Here is a 17,484-nt window from a genome sequence, read left to right as displayed (position 1 = left end):
GCGCCCGCAAAAGCACCATGGCACGGCAAGAAGCCAACGAGCAGTTCCTTATCACTTCGTTCCTCGACGGCGCGAATGCTGCTTACATCGAGCAGCTCTACGCGAAGTATGAAGACGATCCGAATTCGGTCGGTCCGGAATGGCAATCCTTTTTCAAGGCGCTTGCCGATAATCCGGATGACGTGAAAAAAGCCGCCAAGGGCGCATCCTGGCAGCGCAAGAATTGGCCGATCCCGGCCAATGGCGAGCTGATTTCTGCGCTTGATGGCAACTGGCCGGTGGTCGAGAAGGCCATCGAGAAGAAGGTTCAGGCCAAGGCCGAGGCAACCGCTGCTGCTGCGGGCAAGCCTGTGGATGCCGCAGAGGTTCTTCAGGCAACGCGCGACAGCGTTCGCGCCATCATGATGATCCGCGCTTACCGCATGCGCGGCCACCTGCATGCCAAGCTCGACCCGCTGGGTCTTGCAGCTCCGGTTGAAGATTATAACGAGCTTTCGCCGACGGCCTATGGCTTTACGGAAGCGGATTACGACCGCAAGATTTTCATCGATAACGTTCTGGGTCTTGAGTACGCGACGATTCGCGAAATGCTGGAGATCCTGCAGCGCACCTATTGCTCCACGCTCGGCGTTGAATTCATGCACATCTCCAATCCGGAGGAGAAGGCCTGGATTCAGGAGCGTATCGAAGGCCCGAACAAGGGTGTCGAATTTACCGCCAACGGCAAGAAGGCGATCCTTTCAAAGCTGGTTGAGGCGGAAGGCTTCGAGCAGTTCATCGACGTCAAGTACAAGGGCACAAAGCGCTTCGGTCTCGACGGTGGTGAAGCGCTCATCCCGGCGCTTGAGCAGATCATCAAGCGCGGCGGTCAGGACGGCCTGGAGGAAGTTGTTCTCGGCATGGCACACCGTGGCCGCCTGAACGTTCTGACAAACGTCATGCACAAGCCGCACCGCGCCGTGTTCCACGAGTTCAAGGGCGGCTCCTTCAAGCCGGATGAAGTCGAAGGCTCCGGCGACGTGAAGTATCACCTCGGTGCTTCGTCCGATCGTGAATTCGACAACAACAAGGTGCACCTGTCGCTGACGGCAAACCCGTCGCACCTGGAAATCGTCAACCCGGTTGTCATGGGTAAGGCCCGTGCCAAGCAGGACATGCTGACCAAGAGCTGGGATGGCGACATCATTCCGCTCAAGGAGCGCGCAAAGGTTCTGCCGCTGCTTATCCATGGTGATGCGGCTTTCGCTGGTCAGGGCGTCGTCGCCGAAATCCTCGGCCTGTCCGGTCTGCGCGGTCATCGCGTGGCTGGCACCATGCACTTCATCATCAACAACCAGATCGGCTTCACCACCAATCCGGCCTTCTCGCGCTCGTCGCCGTATCCGTCGGACGTCGCGAAGATGATCGAAGCGCCGATCTTCCACGTCAACGGGGATGATCCGGAAGCAGTGACCTACGCTGCCAAGATCGCAACCGAATACCGCATGAAGTTCCACAAGCCGGTCGTGGTCGACATGTTCTGTTACCGCCGCTTCGGCCACAACGAAGGCGATGAGCCAGCGTTCACGCAGCCGAAGATGTACAAGGTCATCCGTCAGCACAAGACGGTCACCGAGCTCTATGCAGAGCGTCTCATCGCTGAAGGTCTGATCACGGACGGCGAATTCCAGAAGATGAAGGCCGACTGGCGCGCGCATCTGGAGCAGGAATTCGAAGCGGGCCAGAGCTACAAGCCGAACAAGGCCGACTGGCTGGATGGTCAGTGGTCCGGTCTTCGTTCTGCCGACAATGCCGATGAGCAGCGCCGCGGCAAGACCGCCGTGCCGATGAAGAGCCTCAAGGAAATCGGTCGCAAGCTTGCGACGGTTCCGGAAGGTTTCAATGCGCACCGTACGATCAAGCGCTTCATGGAAAACCGCGCTCAGATGATCGAGACGGGTGAGGGCATTGATTGGGCGATGGCGGAAGCGCTGGCCTTCGGTTCGCTGGTGACGGAAGGTCACAAGATTCGCCTGTCTGGTCAGGATTGCGAGCGCGGCACCTTCTCGCAGCGTCATTCGGTTCTGTATGATCAGGATACCGAAGAGCGTTACATCCCGCTGGCAAATCTGGCTCCGAACCAGGCCCGCTACGAAGTCATCAACTCGATGCTTTCGGAAGAAGCGGTGCTTGGTTTCGAGTACGGTTATTCGCTAGCCCGCCCGAATGCCCTGACATTGTGGGAAGCCCAGTTCGGTGACTTCGCCAACGGTGCACAGGTGGTTTTCGACCAGTTCATCTCGTCGGGTGAGCGCAAGTGGCTGCGCATGTCCGGTCTTGTCTGCCTTCTGCCGCATGGCTACGAAGGTCAGGGTCCGGAACACTCTTCGGCTCGTCTGGAGCGTTTCCTCCAGCTCTGCGCCGAAGACAACATGCAGGTTGCCAACTGCACGACACCGGCCAACTACTTCCACATCCTGCGCCGTCAGTTGAAGCGTGACTTCCGCAAGCCGCTGGTGCTGATGACGCCGAAGTCGCTGCTGCGCCACAAGCGCGCCACCTCCTCACTGGCGGAAATGGCGGGTGAAAGCTCGTTCCACCGTCTGCTGTGGGATGATGCGGAAGTCATCAAGGACGGTCCGATCAAGCTCCAGAAGGACGCCAAGATTCGTCGCGTCGTGATGTGCACCGGCAAGGTCTACTACGATCTTCTGGAAGAGCGCGAAAAGCGCGGCATCGATGACATCTACCTGCTGCGTCTGGAGCAACTTTATCCGTTCCCGGCCAAGGCACTCATCAACGAGCTGTCGCGCTTCCGCCACGCGGAAATGGTCTGGTGCCAGGAAGAGCCGAAGAACATGGGCGCCTGGGCGTTCATCGATCCGTATCTCGAGTGGGTATTGGCACATATCGATGCCAAGTATCAGCGCGTGCGTTACACGGGTCGTCCGGCAGCGGCATCGCCCGCAACGGGCCTGATGTCCAAGCATCTGGCACAGCTTGAAGCTTTCCTCGAAGACGCGCTTGGCGGCTGATTTTCAGCCGCCCCTTCTTCACTCGTTAAAACACGATATCGGATTTAAAACGGAAACAGATCATGGCCACCGAAATTCGCGTCCCTACTCTTGGCGAATCCGTCAGCGAGGCAACAGTCGGCACCTGGTTCAAAAAGGTTGGCGACACCGTCAAGGCTGACGAGCCGATCGTCGAACTCGAAACCGACAAGGTTACCGTCGAGGTTCCGGCTCCGGCTTCCGGCGTCCTGACTGAAATTGTCGCCCAGGCTGGCGAGACGGTTGGACTTGGCGCTTTACTCGGCCAGATTGCTGAAGGTGCTGCCGGTTCGGCTTCGGCCCCGGCTCCTGCCGCTGCCCCGGCTCCGGCTGCGCAGCCTGCCGCCGCTGCTGCTCCTGCAGCTTCCTCCATGCCGGCTGCTCCGGCAGCTGCCAAGCTCGCCGCCGACAACAACATCAACACTGCTGACGTGGATGGCTCTGGCAAGCGTGGTCAGGTTCTGAAGGGTGATGTGCTGGCTGCCATCGCCAAGGGTCCGGTAGCGTCTGCACCGGCTCCGGTTCCGGCTGCTCCGCGGGCGCCTGCTGCTGCTGAAGACGCCGTTCGTGAAGAGCGCGTTAAGATGACCCGCCTTCGCCAGACGATTGCGAAGCGCCTGAAGGATGCCCAGAACACCGCGGCCATGCTGACCACCTATAACGAGGTGGACATGAAGGCCGTCATGGACCTGCGCAACAAGTACAAGGACGTGTTCGAGAAGAAGCATGGCGTAAAACTTGGCTTCATGGGTTTCTTCACCAAGGCTGTTACGCACGCTTTGAAGGAACTGCCCGCCGTTAATGCCGAAATCGACGGCACGGACATCATCTACAAAAACTATTGTCACGTCGGCATGGCTGTCGGCACCGACAAGGGCCTGGTCGTTCCGGTCATCCGCGATGCCGACCAGCTGTCGATTGCTGGCGTCGAGAAGGAACTCGGCCGCCTTGCCAAGGCAGCCCGGGATGGTTCGCTCGGCATGGCCGACATGCAGGGCGGCACCTTCACCATCACCAATGGCGGTGTCTACGGTTCGCTGATGTCCTCTCCGATCCTGAATGCACCGCAGTCGGGTATCCTCGGCATGCACAAGATCCAGGATCGTCCGGTTGTCGTTGGCGGTCAGATCGTCATCCGCCCGATGATGTATCTCGCGCTCTCCTATGATCACCGCATCGTTGACGGCAAGGAAGCCGTCACCTTCCTGGTGCGTGTCAAGGAAAGCCTGGAAGATCCGGAGCGTCTGGTTCTCGATCTCTGATCATGAAACACGGGGCGCCCGCGAATCATTCGCGGGCGTCTCCTCATTGTCTCAATTCGATGTCTGATACCGAAGAAGCCTGTTTCGGCTTCTGGGTCGTTTCAACGACAAAACCGAGGTGGACAGAATGGATACGATCGCTGCGCATGCAACGCCTTACATGGCGCTTCTCGTTGGCAGCATCGTGCTGCTCATTGTTCACATCATGCTGCAGGGCTTTCTTGCAACGCGCGAGCTTGGCGCCAACTGGAATGCCGGGCCGAGGGATGAGGGCCTGAAACCCCAGTCGCCGGTCGCTGGCCGCGCCGAGCGAGCGTCCCTGAATTACCGCGAAACCTATCCTGCCGTCGCGGCACTCATCCTGGCGCTTGCCTTTTATGGCGATGCGCGCGGCATCGGTTTGATCGGCGGATGGGTCTGGTTCTTGTCGCGTCTTGCCTACATCCCGCTCTACCTTCTCGGTATTCCAAAGATCCGGTCCATGGTCTGGACGGTGTCGCTGGTGGGCGTGCTGATGATGATTGTCGGGCTGTTTCTCTGAGGCTTGCCGAGGCTTCATGACAAGGCAGGCAAGTAACGGAAAAGGCGATCTGATGCAGGATAAGATGGAACGACCAAACCCGGACGGAGCCGCATCGAAGTCGCCAGTTCTTCTTGTCACCGGCGCCAGCCGCGGTATCGGTGCTGCCGTTGCCATGAAGGCCGCCGAACAGGGCTGGCATGTTCTCATCAATTATGTGTCCAACGAAGCAGCGGCAAAGGCTGTTGCAGAGAAGATCCGCGCATTGGGTGCAGTTGCCGAAATCGTTCAGGGCGATACCGGCACGGAAGAGGGTATTGCCGCCATCTTCGCAGCTGTTGACGAGAAGTTCGGGTGCCTGGACGGCCTTGTCAACAATGCTGGTGTCGTGGATCAGGTGGCGCGTGTCGATGAAATGTCGCGCGAGCGTCTGGAGCGGATGTTTGCCATCAATGTCGTGGGCAAGATCCGTTGCGCATCCGAAGCGGTGAAGCGCATGTCTACCCGCCACGGCGGCAAGGGCGGTTCAATCGTCAACATCTCGTCCATGGCCGCAGTTCTCGGTAGCGCCGGACAGTATGTGGATTATGCCGCAGCCAAGGGCGCGGTCGACACGTTCACCATCGGTCTTGCACGCGAAGTGGCGGCCGAAGGCGTGCGGGTAAACGCGGTGCGCCCGGGCATCATTGATACCGATATTCATGCATCCGGCGGCCTGCCGGATCGTGCGAAAGATTTGGCACCGAGCGTGCCGATGCAACGCGCCGGAACGGCGGATGAAGTGGCTGAGGCGGTTCTCTATCTCCTCTCGCCGCAGGCGTCCTATGTCACTGGCACAATCATGAACGTGAGTGGCGGCAGGTAAACCGCCGGAAGCAAAGGAATTTGATCAATGGCATATGATCTGGTCGTTATTGGTACGGGCCCCGGCGGTTATGTCTGCGCCATCAAGGCGGCGCAGCTTGGTATGAAAGTCGCCGTTATCGAGAAGCGCACCACTTTTGGCGGAACCTGCCTCAATGTCGGCTGCATCCCCTCCAAGGCACTGTTGCATGCGTCGGAAGTCTTCGCACATGCATCGCATGGCATGGCGGATCTTGGCGTAGAGGTCTCCGGCACGACCCTCAATCTCGAAAAGATGATGGGCCACAAGGACGCGACCGTAAAGGCGAACGTCGATGGCGTGGCCTTCCTGTTCAAGAAGAACAAGATCGATAGCTTCATCGGCACCGGCAAGATCGTTTCTGCTGGCAAGGTGTCTGTCACCGGCGCTGACGGTCAGGTTCAGGAGATCGAGACTAAGAACATCGTCATTGCGACGGGTTCGGATGTTGCTGGTATTCCGGGCGTGCCCGTCGAGATCGATGAGAAGGTGATTGTTTCCTCCACCGGCGGCATCGCGCTGGAAAAGGTGCCAGGCCATATGGTCGTCGTTGGCGGCGGTGTCATCGGTCTGGAACTCGGTTCTGTCTGGTCGCGTCTTGGCGCCAAGGTTACGGTGGTCGAATATCTCGACACGATCCTCGGTGGCATGGATGGCGAAGTGTCCAAGCAGTTCCAGAAGATTCTCGGCAAGCAGGGTGTGACCTTCAACCTCGGTGCCAAGGTCACCGGCGTTGAGAAGACTGAAGCCGGTGCCAAGGTGACGTTCGAGCCGGTCAAGGGCGGTGACGCTCAGACGATCGAGGCGGATGTCGTTCTCGTTGCCACCGGTCGCAAGCCCTACACGGCTGGTCTTGGCCTTGAAGAGGCGGGCGTTGCACTCGATAATCGCGGCCGCGTCGAGATCGATGCGCATTATCGCACCAATGTTGCCGGCATCTATGCCATCGGTGATGTCGTGAAGGGTCCGATGCTGGCGCACAAGGCCGAAGACGAGGGCGTTGCTCTTGCCGAAATCCTCGCCGGTCAGCATGGCCATGTGAATTATGATGTCATTCCGGGCGTCGTCTACACCCAGCCGGAAGTGGCTTCTGTCGGCAAAACGGAAGAAGAGCTGAAGGCGGCAGGCGCCTCTTACAAGGTCGGCAAGTTCCCGTTCACGGCCAATGGCCGTGCGCGCGCCATGCAGGCGACCGATGGTTTCGTCAAGGTTCTGGCCGACAAGGAAACGGACCGCGTTCTCGGCGTTCACATCATCGGCTTCGGTGCTGGTGAAATGATCCACGAAGCAGCCGTGCTGATGGAGTTCGGCGGTTCGTCCGAAGATCTGGGTCGCACCTGCCACGCGCACCCGACCATGTCCGAAGCCGTGAAGGAAGCGGCCTTGGCCACTTTCCTCAAGCCGCTGCATATGTAATCGATCCTTATCGGCGTCTAACATTTCTAGCACCCCGCTTGCCCGGCAGGCGGGGTGTTTTATTGTGCGTTCAGTTTAGTTGCAGGGTCTTCGGCAATAAGGCATCCAACCCCAGTTCATCAAAGGTGATTCATGCAACCGGTTTCCTATTCAATTCCGCAGCGCATTCTTCATTGGGGAATGGCTTTGTTGATTTTTTTCAATTTGATCTTCGCCGACGGAATGGAACATTGGCATCATCTGGTAAAGCGAGGTCAGCCAGTCACACCGGATGATCTGGCGAGTGCCAACATTCATGCCTATGTCGGTTTTGCCATCCTGCTTCTCGCGGTCGTTCGTATCGGGCTTCGCTTGGTTCAGGGCGCTCCGCAGCCGCCGTCGGCTGAGCCGGCACTGTTGCGAATGGCTGCGAAGCTCACTCACGGATTGCTGTATGTTCTGCTCTTCGCAATGCCGGTCAGTGGTGCTGCTGCCTACTATTTCAATATCGGCTCAGCCGGGGATCTGCATGCCGATGTCCTGAAGGCCGTTCTCTGGCTTCTTCTGGCCGCACATTTGGGGGGGGCGCTTCTTCATCAGTTCTACTGGAAGACCGACGTTATGGCCCGTATGACCCGGGGCGTATAACATCACTCGGCGCGGGTAACCGTAAATCCTTGAGTACGCAGCAGGGAGACGAGGCCTTCGTCTCCCACGAGATGCAGAGCGCCAACGGCCATGAAGGCGCCGCCACCGTTCAACATCGGCAGGGCCCGCTCTGCCATGGTATGGTTGCGCTGGCGAACGATGCGCTCTTCAAATTCGGCATAACCTTCGCCGTCACTGCCGTCCGGGGAAAGTGACTTCAGCATCGGCATGGTCAGGCCAATCTCTCCCGAAATGTAGAGGTCCCGCATTGTCGCGGTCACGTCATCCATCTTCGCGCCAAGGCTGATCATTTCAATCAGTGATTTGATGTGGAACTCCGTCGAGATGGAAGCCATGGCCGAGAGCTGCTCCTGCATGGTCTCGAGTCCCTTTACAGGAATACCGGCCTTCATCGCGTCGTCGGCGATTTTTTTGTCGAGGAAGGCGGCCCCTTTTGCCTTGCGGTTCAGTTCGCAGGCGGGCATTGCCAGAAAGCTGGAAAGCATCCAGGGCTGCATGCGTGAAACAGCTGCCAGCGGGATGCCGCGCTCCTTCAGTCCTGCCTCCAGTTTTGCCTTGTCCTCAGGGCTCAGATAGTCCTGAATGGACTTGCCATTCATCATCATGGTGAGTTCCGGCCTTGCCAGCATTGCGGCTGCGGCCTTCTTTTCATCCAGGATTTCATCGGACTCGATGATGACGACTTTGGACTTGGAGAGCGCATAAGGGGCGCCTGTCGGCATCTTCAGCACGCCCGGATCCGTAACATGCATGGTGCCCAGCAACCATGAGGGCGCTACGCCCGGCTTTTCAATCTTCCAGAACGTGCCCTTGCCGTTGGCAACCTTCTCGCTTTCTGCCTGTATGGTGCGATAGCGGGCAGGGTCGCTCTTTTCCATTTCGACCAGCAGATTGCTGCCCCGGCATGCTTCCTCTGCCGATTTCGCCTCGCTTGCGAGACCCAGCACAAAGAAGAAAGACAGGAGCGCCAAAAGATGCAGCAGGGCTATCATGCCCAAAGCAAGCTCGCTGCCGGTTCGGGAAACGAGACTGCGGGACAATAGGCTACGGAGAGAGACGAAATGGGGTGCGCGCGTGTTCATGATGTTCACCCTAGATTTCGGTTCTAGCCGTAGTCTTAAGAAACATGGTTAATGGCTGCTGTCCGTCCACATATCTGGCAGGCAAAGGGTCCATCATGCGCGCGGGTGTGCCCGATCATAGACTTCCAGCAAACGATTGGCGTCCACACCGGTATAAACTTGCGTGGTGGAAAGGCTGGCGTGACCCAGAAGTTCCTGAATTGTGCGCAAATCACCCCCACCCGCCAGAAGATGCGTCGCAAACGAGTGGCGTAACGCGTGGGGCGTGGCGCTATCCGGCAGGCCCAGAGCGCCACGCAGCTTTTGCATTTCGCGCTGGATGATCGCCGGTTGAAGCGGGCCGCCGCGCGCACCGCGAAAAAGCGGTTTGTCGGTGACCAACTCGAACGGGCACAGCGCCTTGTAGCGAGCAACAGCATCCAGAACGATTGCGAGAAGCGGGACGAGCCTGGTCTTCCCGCCCTTGCCGGTAATCCGGATGGATGTCGCTGCTGCAGGCAGGTCGGCAGGCGTCAGCGAAAGCGCCTCGGAGATGCGCAGACCGCAGCCATAGAGAAGCGTCAGGATCGCTGAATCGCGAGCGGCGATCCAACCCTCCTCCTGCAATTGCGCCTGGGTGCTCACCACCTCCAGAGCCTGACGGTCTGTCAGTGGTTTGGGCAGGGATTTTGGTTGGCGAGGGGCACGGATTGCGCCTGCCGCGGCTGCATTGATCAGGCCCTTGCGCTCCAGATAGCGCAGAAAGGAGCGCAGGCCTGCCAGATGACGTCCGAGCGAGCGGGAGCCGGATCCATCGCGACGGCGCTGCGCCAGGAAGGCACGCAGGTCTGCTGTGCGCAGGGTATGAACGTCAGTAAGGCCCGGTGGGTTGCCAAGATGCATGGTCAGGAATTGCAGGAACTGGCGGGTGTCGCGCTCGTAAGCCGTCAAGGTATTGTCCGCGAAACGCTTTTCGTTGGCGAGGCTCTCCAGCCACTGACGTCGATAGTCCAAAAGTTCGGGCGTCGCCAGAATGAGGATCTCGTTCATCGTCGCTCCGTTGGGCGTTCGAATATCGCGCAACAGAGTCTAGCTTGAGCATTACGATTCCATTAAGCATGGAGCCCTGACAGCGCGGTTAGCCCATCAATCCCCATATTCTGGAGCAAAACCGCTTTGATGGCGGTTCCCTTTTGTTCTGCTTCAAGGCATGGTCCGGCGCAATGACGCAAGATTCGCAAAGCCTTTTCGGTGCGCTGTTCGACAAACCGGTGCCGAAACGCGTTGTGCCGGTTCTGGTGCCGCTGCCGGTGCCGGAAGCCTATAGCTATGCTGTGCCGGAAGGCGTGGCCATCGAGGCAGGTTCGGTCGTTCAGGTGCCGGTTGGTCCGCGTCAGCACATCGGCGTCGTCTGGGATGAAACGGGGAATCCGGAGGAAATCAGCCCAGTTGATCCGAAGAAACTGAGGCCGATCGAACAGGTGTTCGACTGCCCACCCCTGACGAAAGAAATGCGGGAATTCATTGAATGGGTTTCTGCCTATACTCTGTCACCGCCCGGTCTTGTGGCGCGCATGGCAATTCGTGCCCCTGCGGCATTGGAGCCGGAGCCGATGATCGAAGCACTGCGTTTCGCAGGCGGTGAACCTGATCGCATGACCCCGGCACGTCAGCGTGTTTTGCAAACGCTTGAGGAAGACATTCCCTGGACGCGCAGTGGTCTTGCGCATGCCGCCGGTGTTTCGCTCAGCGTGGTGGATGGTCTGGTGAAACAGGGATTGTTCGAGACCGTCTTTCTCCCGCCGCCGCCGGTCGTTGCCGTTCCTGATCCAAACTATGTCGCGCCGCGCATCGATGGACCACAGAAGCAGGCCGCCTCCGAACTGGTGGAAGCGGTTCAGACGGCTGGCTTCTCGGCCTCTCTGATCGATGGCGTGACCGGTTCCGGCAAAACGGAAGTCTATTTCGAAGCGATTGCCGAAGCGTTGCGTCTGGGGAAGCAGGTGCTGATCCTGTTGCCGGAAATTGCGCTGACTTCCAGCTTTCTCGAACGCTTTCAGGATCGCTTCGGGGCAAAGCCTGCCGAGTGGCATTCAGATCTCGCGCCTCGCATGCGTGAGAAAGTGTGGCGCGGTGTCGTGACCGGCGAGGTGCGTGTCGTGGCCGGAGCGCGATCCGCTCTCTTTCTTCCCTTCGAGGAGCTTGGTCTTATCGTTGTCGATGAAGAGCACGATCCCGCCTACAAACAGGAAGACCGTATCTTTTATAATGCGCGCGACATGGCAGTGGTGCGGGCACGCATTGGCCAATTCCCCATCGTCCTTGTGTCGGCTACGCCGTCCGTTGAAAGCCAGGTCAACGGTCAGAGCGGCCGGTATCATGTGGTCCATCTGCCAACCCGATTTGGCGATGCGGCCATGCCGGACCTGCATCTCGTCGATATGCGGCGGCATCCACCTGCCAAGGGCGGCTTTCTCTCGCCTGTCATGTTGCGGGCAATTGGAAAGACTATCGAGAAGAGGGAGCAGGCGCTTCTCTTTCTCAATCGCCGTGGTTACGCACCGCTGACGCTCTGTCGTGTGTGCGGGCATCGCTTTCAATGCCCGCAATGTTCGAGCTGGCTGGTTGAGCATCGATTCCGCAATCAGATCCAGTGCCACCAATGCGGCTATGCGGAAAAGACGCCCGAGGCGTGTCCAGAATGCGGCACCTTCGATCATCTTGTTGCCTGCGGTCCGGGCGTCGAGCGGATTGCCGAGGAGGTGGAGCGTCATTTCCCAGATTCCCGAACCATTGTCATGTCGTCCGATCTCCTGGGTGGAGTGAAGCGCATGCGGCTGGAACTGGAGGCGATTGCCAAGGGTGAAGTGGACATCGTGATCGGCACACAGCTTGTTGCCAAGGGCCATAATTTTCCGCTGATGACGCTTGTTGGCATCGTGGATGCGGATCTCGGGCTGGCTAACGGTGATCCACGCGCGGCGGAACGCACTTTTCAACTCTTGAGCCAGGTGACCGGTCGCGCCGGGAGAACCGGTTTGAAGAGCTATGGGCTTCTGCAGACCTATCAGCCACAGCACCCCGTCATGCAGGCTATAGCGTCCGGTGATGCCTCCGCCTTCTACGAGCGGGAAATCGGTGAGCGGGAGAGGGCGCTTCTGCCGCCTTTTGGTAGGCTCGCGTCCATCATCGTTTCCGCAGATACGCGGGTCGATGCCGAAACGCACGCCAGGGGCTTGCGCAATGCAGCGCCCAAGGTTTCAGGTGTCACTGTTCTGGGTCCGGCCGAAGCGCCCCTTGCCATTGTACGGGGGCGCCACCGTTTCCGTCTCCTGGTGCATGGTCGCCGCAACAGCGATATGCAGGGTTTCTTGCGCACCATGCTGGCGAACGGACCAAAGGCGCGCGGCACCATTCAGGTGCAGCTTGATGTGGATCCGCAAAGCTTCCTTTGAAAATCCAAGCTCTGCCTGATATTCCGCAGGAGAGCGATTCGCAGAAAGTGACAGCACGACATGGAGCTTTATTTTCCAACAGAACTCCCGGAACGGCTCGCCTATCTCGGCGCCTGCCTTCTCGCACTGCACGGCCTCCTTCAGTTCGCCCTGCCTTCGACGGCACTCAAACTTTTCGGATTTAGCGTCGGAGAAGTGACACCGGAGGGTTTCGCGACCATTCGATCAAATGGCGGCCTGCAACTGGGCCTGGGTCTGACAGCGCTTTTCCTGGCTCAGGACTGGACCTACCTGGCGCTGGGTGTCGCCGCGGCTGTTTCGGTGCTTGGCCGTCTTGTTTCACTGATCTTTGATCGTGGCGTGACTGCGCGAAATATTGCTTATGTTCTCTTCCAGATTGTAACGGCCGCCCTGCCGCTGGGCTATGTCTTCGGTTATTTCTAAGTAAGGCATCTGAGAGGTATCGACCTGTAGAGGAACCGTACGCTGTGAAAAGCGAGAAAATCGTTTTAACGCCTTGCCTCTCAGGCGATTTGCGCCCTTCGGCGTGTTGCGCCTGTTGAACTCCTATGCTAGACGAACCGCGAATTTCGGAGAACGGCGGAGGGGGGCCTCTGGCCGTGTTGAGAAAAAGAAGCAAATTCAGATGCTTGCCTGCATTCCGAAAACTGGCTTGTTATTTGAATAGAAATCAGGGAATTCGTGCCCGTGGCTGACACATCCCATCGGACTTCCGGCGTAGCGGAACGCTACGCTTCTTCGCTCTTCGAGCTTGCGCTGCAGTCGAGTTCCATCGATTCAGTGCGCGCCGATCTTGACCGTTTTCAGGCAATGATCGACGAGAGCGATGATCTCAAGCGTTTGATTGCCAGCCCGGTCTTCTCTTCGGAAGATCAGGCGCGCGCAATCGCGGCCCTCTGCGAAAAGGCTGGAATTTCCGGTCTTGTTGCAAACTTCGTCAAGGTAGTCGCGGGCAACCGCCGCCTGTTTGCCCTGCCGGGCATGATCCGCGCTTATCGCGACTTCGTCGCCCAGCATAAGGGCGAAGTGACTGCCGAGGTTGTCTCGGCCCATGCGCTTTCTTCGGCGCAGGAAGATGAACTGAAATCGACGCTGAAGGGCGTAACGGGCAAGGATGTCACTCTCGACGTATCCGTTGATCCGTCGATCCTGGGCGGGCTGATCGTCAAGGTCGGTTCGCGTCAGATCGATACGTCTCTCCGCACCAAACTTTCCACGCTTAAGCTTGCACTGAAAGAGGTTGGCTGATGGATATCCGCGCCGCGGAAATTTCCGCAATTCTCAAAGATCAAATCAAGAACTTCGGCCAGGAGGCTGAGGTTTCCGAAGTCGGCCAGGTTCTTTCCGTAGGTGACGGTATTGCCCGTGTTTATGGTCTGGACAATGTTCAGGCCGGTGAAATGGTCGAGTTCCCCGGCGGCATCCGCGGCATGGCGCTCAACCTTGAAGCCGATAACGTCGGTGTGGTTATCTTCGGTTCCGACCGTGACATCAAGGAAGGCGACACCGTCAAGCGTACGGGCGCCATCGTGGACGTTCCTGTTGGTCCTGAGCTGCTGGGTCGCGTCGTTGACGCTCTTGGTAACCCGATCGACGGCAAGGGCCCGATCAATGCTTCGCGCCGCTCGCGCGTTGACGTGAAGGCTCCGGGCATCATTCCGCGCAAGTCGGTTCATGAGCCGATGTCGACGGGCCTCAAGGCTATCGACGCCCTGATCCCGGTTGGACGTGGTCAGCGCGAGCTGGTCATCGGCGACCGTCAGACCGGCAAGACCGCGATCATTCTCGACGCCTTCCTCAACCAGAAGGCAATCCACGACAATGGTCCTGAGAACGACAAGCTGTTCTGCGTTTACGTGGCTATCGGCCAGAAGCGTTCGACCGTTGCACAGTTCGTGAAGGTTCTGGAAGAGCGTGGCGCTCTGCAGTACTCGATCGTTGTTGCAGCGACTGCCTCTGACCCGGCTCCGATGCAGTATCTTGCGCCGTTCGCAGGTTGCGCAATGGGCGAGTACTTCCGTGACAACGGCCAGCACGCTCTCATCGCTTACGACGACTTGTCCAAGCAGGCTGTCGCCTACCGTCAGATGTCGCTTCTGCTGCGCCGTCCTCCGGGCCGCGAAGCTTATCCGGGCGACGTTTTCTATCTGCACTCGCGTCTTCTCGAGCGCGCCGCCAAGCTCTCCGACGAGCGTGGCGCTGGTTCGCTGACGGCCCTGCCGGTCATCGAAACGCAGGGTAACGACGTTTCGGCGTTCATTCCGACGAACGTGATCTCGATCACAGACGGTCAGATCTTCCTTGAAACCGACCTGTTCTACCAGGGCATTCGTCCGGCCGTTAACGTCGGTCTGTCGGTTTCCCGCGTTGGTTCTGCCGCGCAGATCAAGGCGATGAAGCAGGTTGCCGGCTCCATCAAGGGTGAACTGGCTCAGTACCGCGAAATGGCGGCCTTTGCTCAGTTCGGTTCCGACCTCGACGCATCCACGCAGCGATTGCTAAACCGCGGTGCGCGCCTGACGGAACTTCTCAAGCAGCCGCAGTTCTCGCCGTTGAAGACGGAAGAGCAGGTTGCAGTGATCTTCGCTGGCGTCAACGGCTACCTCGACAAGCTGCCTGTCAACCAGGTTGGCAAGTTCGAACAGGGCCTGCTCGCTTACCTCCGCAACGATGGCAAGTCGATCCTCGACTCCATCCGTACGGAAAAGCAGCTGTCTGACGACACCCGTGCAAAGCTGAAGTCGGCGCTGGATACCTTCGCCAAGACTTTCGCCTGAACGGACAAGCTCAAGGACCGATAACGGATGCCTTCACTTAAGGATCTGAAAAACCGGATCGCCTCCGTCAAGGCGACGCAGAAAATCACCAAGGCGATGAAAATGGTCGCCGCGGCGAAGCTGCGCCGTGCGCAAGAGGCGGCCGAAGCGGCCCGCCCCTATGCGGAACGGATGAACCGCGTTCTTGCCGGCCTCAGCGCCGCCTCTGCCAATAGCGCAGAGGCACCGCTGCTGCTGACCGGTACCGGCAAGAACCAGACCCACCTGCTGATCGTTGCCACGGGTGAGCGCGGACTGGCTGGAGGCTTCAACTCCTCCATCATCCGTCTGGCTCGTGACCATGCGCTGAAGCTTCTTTCGGAAGGCAAGACCGTCAAGATCCTGACTGTCGGCCGCAAGGGTAATGATATCCTGCGCCGCAGCTTCCGTGAGAACATTGTCGACTACGTTACGTTCCGCGAAGTCAAGCAGCTTGGCTTTGTACAGGCGAATGAAGTGGCCCAGAAGGTTTTGGCCCTCTTCAACGCCGGCGAGTTCGACGTCGCAACGCTGTTCTATGCCCGCTTCGCTTCCGTCATTTCACAGGTGGCGACGGCGCAGCAAATCATTCCGGCCAAGTTCGATCAGGCGGAAGTGCCAGCGACTGCTGCACTTTATGAGTACGAGCCGGGCGAACAGGAGATCCTGGAAGAACTGCTGCCGCGCAACATCGCGGTGCAGATTTTCCGTGCCCTGCTGGAAAACAACGCTTCCTTCTACGGTGCGCAGATGTCCGCCATGGACAACGCGACACGTAATGCTGGCGACATGATCAACAAGCTGACCTTGTCTTACAACCGTCAGCGTCAGGCGCAGATTACGAAGGAACTCATCGAAATCATTTCGGGCGCGGAAGCGCTCTAAGGAACAAAGAGGGTAAGAATCATGGCTATCGCAACGGGCTCGTCCCTCGGCAAGGTGACGCAGGTTATCGGCGCCGTCGTTGACGTCGCATTTGATGGCGACCTGCCGCCGATCCTGAATGCGCTTGAAACAGATAACAACGGCAACCGCCTTGTTCTCGAAGTCGCGCAGCACCTCGGCGAAAACTCTGTCCGCACCATCGCTATGGACTCGACCGAAGGTCTGGTTCGCGGTCAGCCGGTCACGGACACGGGCGCTCCGATCTCGGTTCCGGTTGGTGACCAGACGCTCGGCCGTATCATGAACGTCATCGGCGAGCCGGTGGACGAGGCAGGTCCGCTGGACCGTACGACGCTCCGCGCCATCCACCAGGAAGCTCCTTCCTACGTCGAGCAGTCGACGGAAGGCCAGATCCTTGTCACGGGCATCAAGGTTGTTGACCTTCTTGCTCCGTACGCAAAGGGCGGTAAGATCGGTCTCTTCGGTGGTGCCGGCGTTGGCAAGACGGTTCTCATCATGGAACTGATCAACAACGTCGCCAAGGCGCACGGTGGTTACTCGGTATTCGCCGGCGTGGGTGAGCGTACCCGCGAAGGCAACGACCTTTACCACGAAATGATCGAGTCTGGCGTTAACAAGCACGGTGGCGGCGAAGGTTCCAAGGCTGCTCTCGTTTACGGTCAGATGAATGAACCGCCGGGTGCCCGTGCGCGTGTTGCTCTGACGGGTCTGACGATCGCTGAAGACTTCCGTGACAAGGGCCAGGACGTTCTGTTCTTCGTCGACAACATCTTCCGCTTCACGCAGGCTGGTTCCGAAGTGTCGGCTCTTCTGGGCCGTATTCCTTCGGCCGTTGGTTATCAGCCGACGCTGGCGACCGACATGGGTCAGATGCAGGAGCGCATCACGACCACGACGAAGGGCTCGATCACCTCGGTTCAGGCCATCTACGTTCCTGCCGACGACTTGACCGACCCGGCTCCGGCCACGTCCTTCGCCCACTTGGACGCAACGACCGTTCTGTCGCGTTCGATCGCTGAAAAGGGCATCTACCCGGCCGTGGATCCGCTGGACTCCACGTCGCGTATGCTTGACCCGATGGTTGTCGGTGAAGAGCACTACGAAGTCGCCCGTAAGGTTCAGACGACACTGCAGCGCTATAAGTCGCTTCAGGACATCATCGCCATCCTCGGCATGGACGAACTGTCCGAAGAGGACAAGATGACGGTTGCCCGCGCCCGCAAGATCGAGCGCTTCCTGTCGCAGCCGTTCTTTGTTGCTGAAGTCTTTACCGGCTCTCCGGGCAAGCTCGTTGCTCTGGAAGATACGATTAAGGGCTTCAAGGGTCTCGTCAACGGCGAGTACGACCACCTGCCGGAAGCTGCTTTCTACATGGTTGGTTCCATTGAGGAAGCCATCGAGAAGGCGAAGAAGCTGGCAGCTGCTGCCTAATGTCATCGACGGAAGGCGCGCTCTGATTGGGTGCGCCTCTCCATCCTGCATAAC

At 58.8% G+C, this 17,484-nt stretch carries 14 protein-coding genes; 12 read left to right on the top strand and 2 right to left on the bottom strand.

Features of this window, described 5'->3' with window-relative positions:
• Nucleotides 1–17 precede the first annotated feature (17 nt).
• From E8M78_RS03830 to E8M78_RS03805, 6 genes are all read left to right on the top strand, one after another.
• A complete protein-coding gene (locus E8M78_RS03830) occupies nt 18–3,014 on the top strand; it encodes a 2-oxoglutarate dehydrogenase E1 component (RefSeq protein ID WP_137133791.1) in 2,997 nt (998 codons plus the stop codon).
• A gap of 62 nt (nt 3,015–3,076) precedes the next feature.
• The gene (gene odhB, locus E8M78_RS03825; protein ID WP_137133790.1) at nt 3,077–4,294 is read left to right on the top strand and encodes a 2-oxoglutarate dehydrogenase complex dihydrolipoyllysine-residue succinyltransferase; all 1,218 of its coding nucleotides are present in this window, start codon (nt 3,077–3,079) and stop codon (nt 4,292–4,294) included.
• Between the two features lie 127 nt (nt 4,295–4,421).
• Nucleotides 4,422–4,835, top strand: coding sequence for an MAPEG family protein (locus E8M78_RS03820; protein ID WP_137133789.1), 414 nt, complete (start codon nt 4,422–4,424; stop codon nt 4,833–4,835).
• 52 nt (nt 4,836–4,887) lie between these two features.
• Complete coding sequence (locus tag E8M78_RS03815; protein WP_246658211.1) at nt 4,888–5,679, top strand: SDR family oxidoreductase; 792 nt, start codon at nt 4,888–4,890, stop codon at nt 5,677–5,679.
• A 27-nt stretch (nt 5,680–5,706) separates the two neighbouring features.
• The gene (gene lpdA, locus E8M78_RS03810; RefSeq protein WP_137133788.1) at nt 5,707–7,113 is read left to right on the top strand and encodes a dihydrolipoyl dehydrogenase; all 1,407 of its coding nucleotides are present in this window, start codon (nt 5,707–5,709) and stop codon (nt 7,111–7,113) included.
• Nucleotides 7,114–7,245: 132 nt separating this feature from the next.
• Nucleotides 7,246–7,740 (top strand): cytochrome b/b6 domain-containing protein, encoded by a 495-nt coding sequence (locus E8M78_RS03805; RefSeq protein WP_137133787.1) that lies wholly within the window; start codon nt 7,246–7,248, stop codon nt 7,738–7,740.
• Between the two features lie 2 nt (nt 7,741–7,742).
• Here the strand turns inward: E8M78_RS03805 and E8M78_RS03800 are convergent, their stop codons facing one another.
• Both E8M78_RS03800 and E8M78_RS03795 read right to left on the bottom strand, forming a co-directional pair.
• Nucleotides 7,743–8,753 carry a TraB/GumN family protein gene (locus tag E8M78_RS03800; RefSeq protein WP_246658215.1) on the bottom strand — a complete coding sequence of 337 codons (1,011 nt, stop codon included), beginning with the start codon at nt 8,751–8,753 and terminating at the stop codon, nt 7,743–7,745.
• A gap of 183 nt (nt 8,754–8,936) precedes the next feature.
• The gene (locus E8M78_RS03795; protein ID WP_137133785.1) at nt 8,937–9,872 is read right to left on the bottom strand and encodes a tyrosine recombinase XerC; all 936 of its coding nucleotides are present in this window, start codon (nt 9,870–9,872) and stop codon (nt 8,937–8,939) included.
• A 173-nt stretch (nt 9,873–10,045) separates the two neighbouring features.
• On the opposite strand from E8M78_RS03795, the gene E8M78_RS03790 reads away from it, so the two are divergent.
• From E8M78_RS03790 to atpD, 6 genes are all read left to right on the top strand, one after another.
• The gene (locus tag E8M78_RS03790; RefSeq protein WP_137133784.1) at nt 10,046–12,277 is read left to right on the top strand and encodes a primosomal protein N'; all 2,232 of its coding nucleotides are present in this window, start codon (nt 10,046–10,048) and stop codon (nt 12,275–12,277) included.
• A gap of 60 nt (nt 12,278–12,337) precedes the next feature.
• Nucleotides 12,338–12,721 carry a DUF4345 domain-containing protein gene (locus E8M78_RS03785; RefSeq protein ID WP_137133783.1) on the top strand — a complete coding sequence of 128 codons (384 nt, stop codon included), beginning with the start codon at nt 12,338–12,340 and terminating at the stop codon, nt 12,719–12,721.
• A 258-nt stretch (nt 12,722–12,979) separates the two neighbouring features.
• Nucleotides 12,980–13,546, top strand: a complete 567-nt coding sequence (locus E8M78_RS03780) for a F0F1 ATP synthase subunit delta (RefSeq protein WP_170973310.1) — start codon at nt 12,980–12,982, stop codon at nt 13,544–13,546.
• Nucleotides 13,546–15,075 (top strand): F0F1 ATP synthase subunit alpha, encoded by a 1,530-nt coding sequence (gene atpA / locus E8M78_RS03775; protein WP_137133781.1) that lies wholly within the window; start codon nt 13,546–13,548, stop codon nt 15,073–15,075. Before E8M78_RS03780 ends, atpA begins: the two co-directional genes overlap by 1 nt.
• A 27-nt stretch (nt 15,076–15,102) precedes the next feature.
• Nucleotides 15,103–15,978, top strand: coding sequence for a F0F1 ATP synthase subunit gamma (locus E8M78_RS03770; RefSeq protein ID WP_137133780.1), 876 nt, complete (start codon nt 15,103–15,105; stop codon nt 15,976–15,978).
• A gap of 21 nt (nt 15,979–15,999) precedes the next feature.
• The gene (gene atpD / locus E8M78_RS03765; protein WP_137133779.1) at nt 16,000–17,430 is read left to right on the top strand and encodes a F0F1 ATP synthase subunit beta; all 1,431 of its coding nucleotides are present in this window, start codon (nt 16,000–16,002) and stop codon (nt 17,428–17,430) included.
• Nucleotides 17,431–17,484 lie beyond the last annotated feature (54 nt).

Origin of the sequence: Rhizobium sp. FKY42 (genome assembly GCF_005222835.1) — a bacterium.
Taxonomy (GTDB): Bacteria; Pseudomonadota; Alphaproteobacteria; order Rhizobiales; family Rhizobiaceae; genus Neorhizobium.
The sequence above is the reverse complement of the archived record's forward strand: the minus strand, read 5'-3'. Positions and strand labels throughout refer to the sequence as shown.

What these genes read in the sequence shown, in the direction of transcription:
- E8M78_RS03830 (WP_137133791.1), top strand. Translation starts at nt 18, where the DNA reads ATGGCACGGCAAGAAGCCAACGAGCAGTTCCTTATCACTTCGTTCCTC.
- odhB (WP_137133790.1), top strand. Translation starts at nt 3,077, where the DNA reads ATGGCCACCGAAATTCGCGTCCCTACTCTTGGCGAATCCGTCAGCGAG.
- E8M78_RS03820 (WP_137133789.1), top strand. Translation starts at nt 4,422, where the DNA reads ATGGATACGATCGCTGCGCATGCAACGCCTTACATGGCGCTTCTCGTT.
- E8M78_RS03815 (WP_246658211.1), top strand. Translation starts at nt 4,888, where the DNA reads ATGCAGGATAAGATGGAACGACCAAACCCGGACGGAGCCGCATCGAAG.
- lpdA (WP_137133788.1), top strand. Translation starts at nt 5,707, where the DNA reads ATGGCATATGATCTGGTCGTTATTGGTACGGGCCCCGGCGGTTATGTC.
- E8M78_RS03805 (WP_137133787.1), top strand. Translation starts at nt 7,246, where the DNA reads ATGCAACCGGTTTCCTATTCAATTCCGCAGCGCATTCTTCATTGGGGA.
- E8M78_RS03800 (WP_246658215.1), bottom strand. Translation starts at nt 8,753, where the DNA reads ATGATAGCCCTGCTGCATCTTTTGGCGCTCCTGTCTTTCTTCTTTGTG.
- E8M78_RS03795 (WP_137133785.1), bottom strand. Translation starts at nt 9,872, where the DNA reads ATGAACGAGATCCTCATTCTGGCGACGCCCGAACTTTTGGACTATCGA.
- E8M78_RS03790 (WP_137133784.1), top strand. Translation starts at nt 10,046, where the DNA reads ATGACGCAAGATTCGCAAAGCCTTTTCGGTGCGCTGTTCGACAAACCG.
- E8M78_RS03785 (WP_137133783.1), top strand. Translation starts at nt 12,338, where the DNA reads ATGGAGCTTTATTTTCCAACAGAACTCCCGGAACGGCTCGCCTATCTC.
- atpA (WP_137133781.1), top strand. Translation starts at nt 13,546, where the DNA reads ATGGATATCCGCGCCGCGGAAATTTCCGCAATTCTCAAAGATCAAATC.
- E8M78_RS03770 (WP_137133780.1), top strand. Translation starts at nt 15,103, where the DNA reads ATGCCTTCACTTAAGGATCTGAAAAACCGGATCGCCTCCGTCAAGGCG.
- atpD (WP_137133779.1), top strand. Translation starts at nt 16,000, where the DNA reads ATGGCTATCGCAACGGGCTCGTCCCTCGGCAAGGTGACGCAGGTTATC.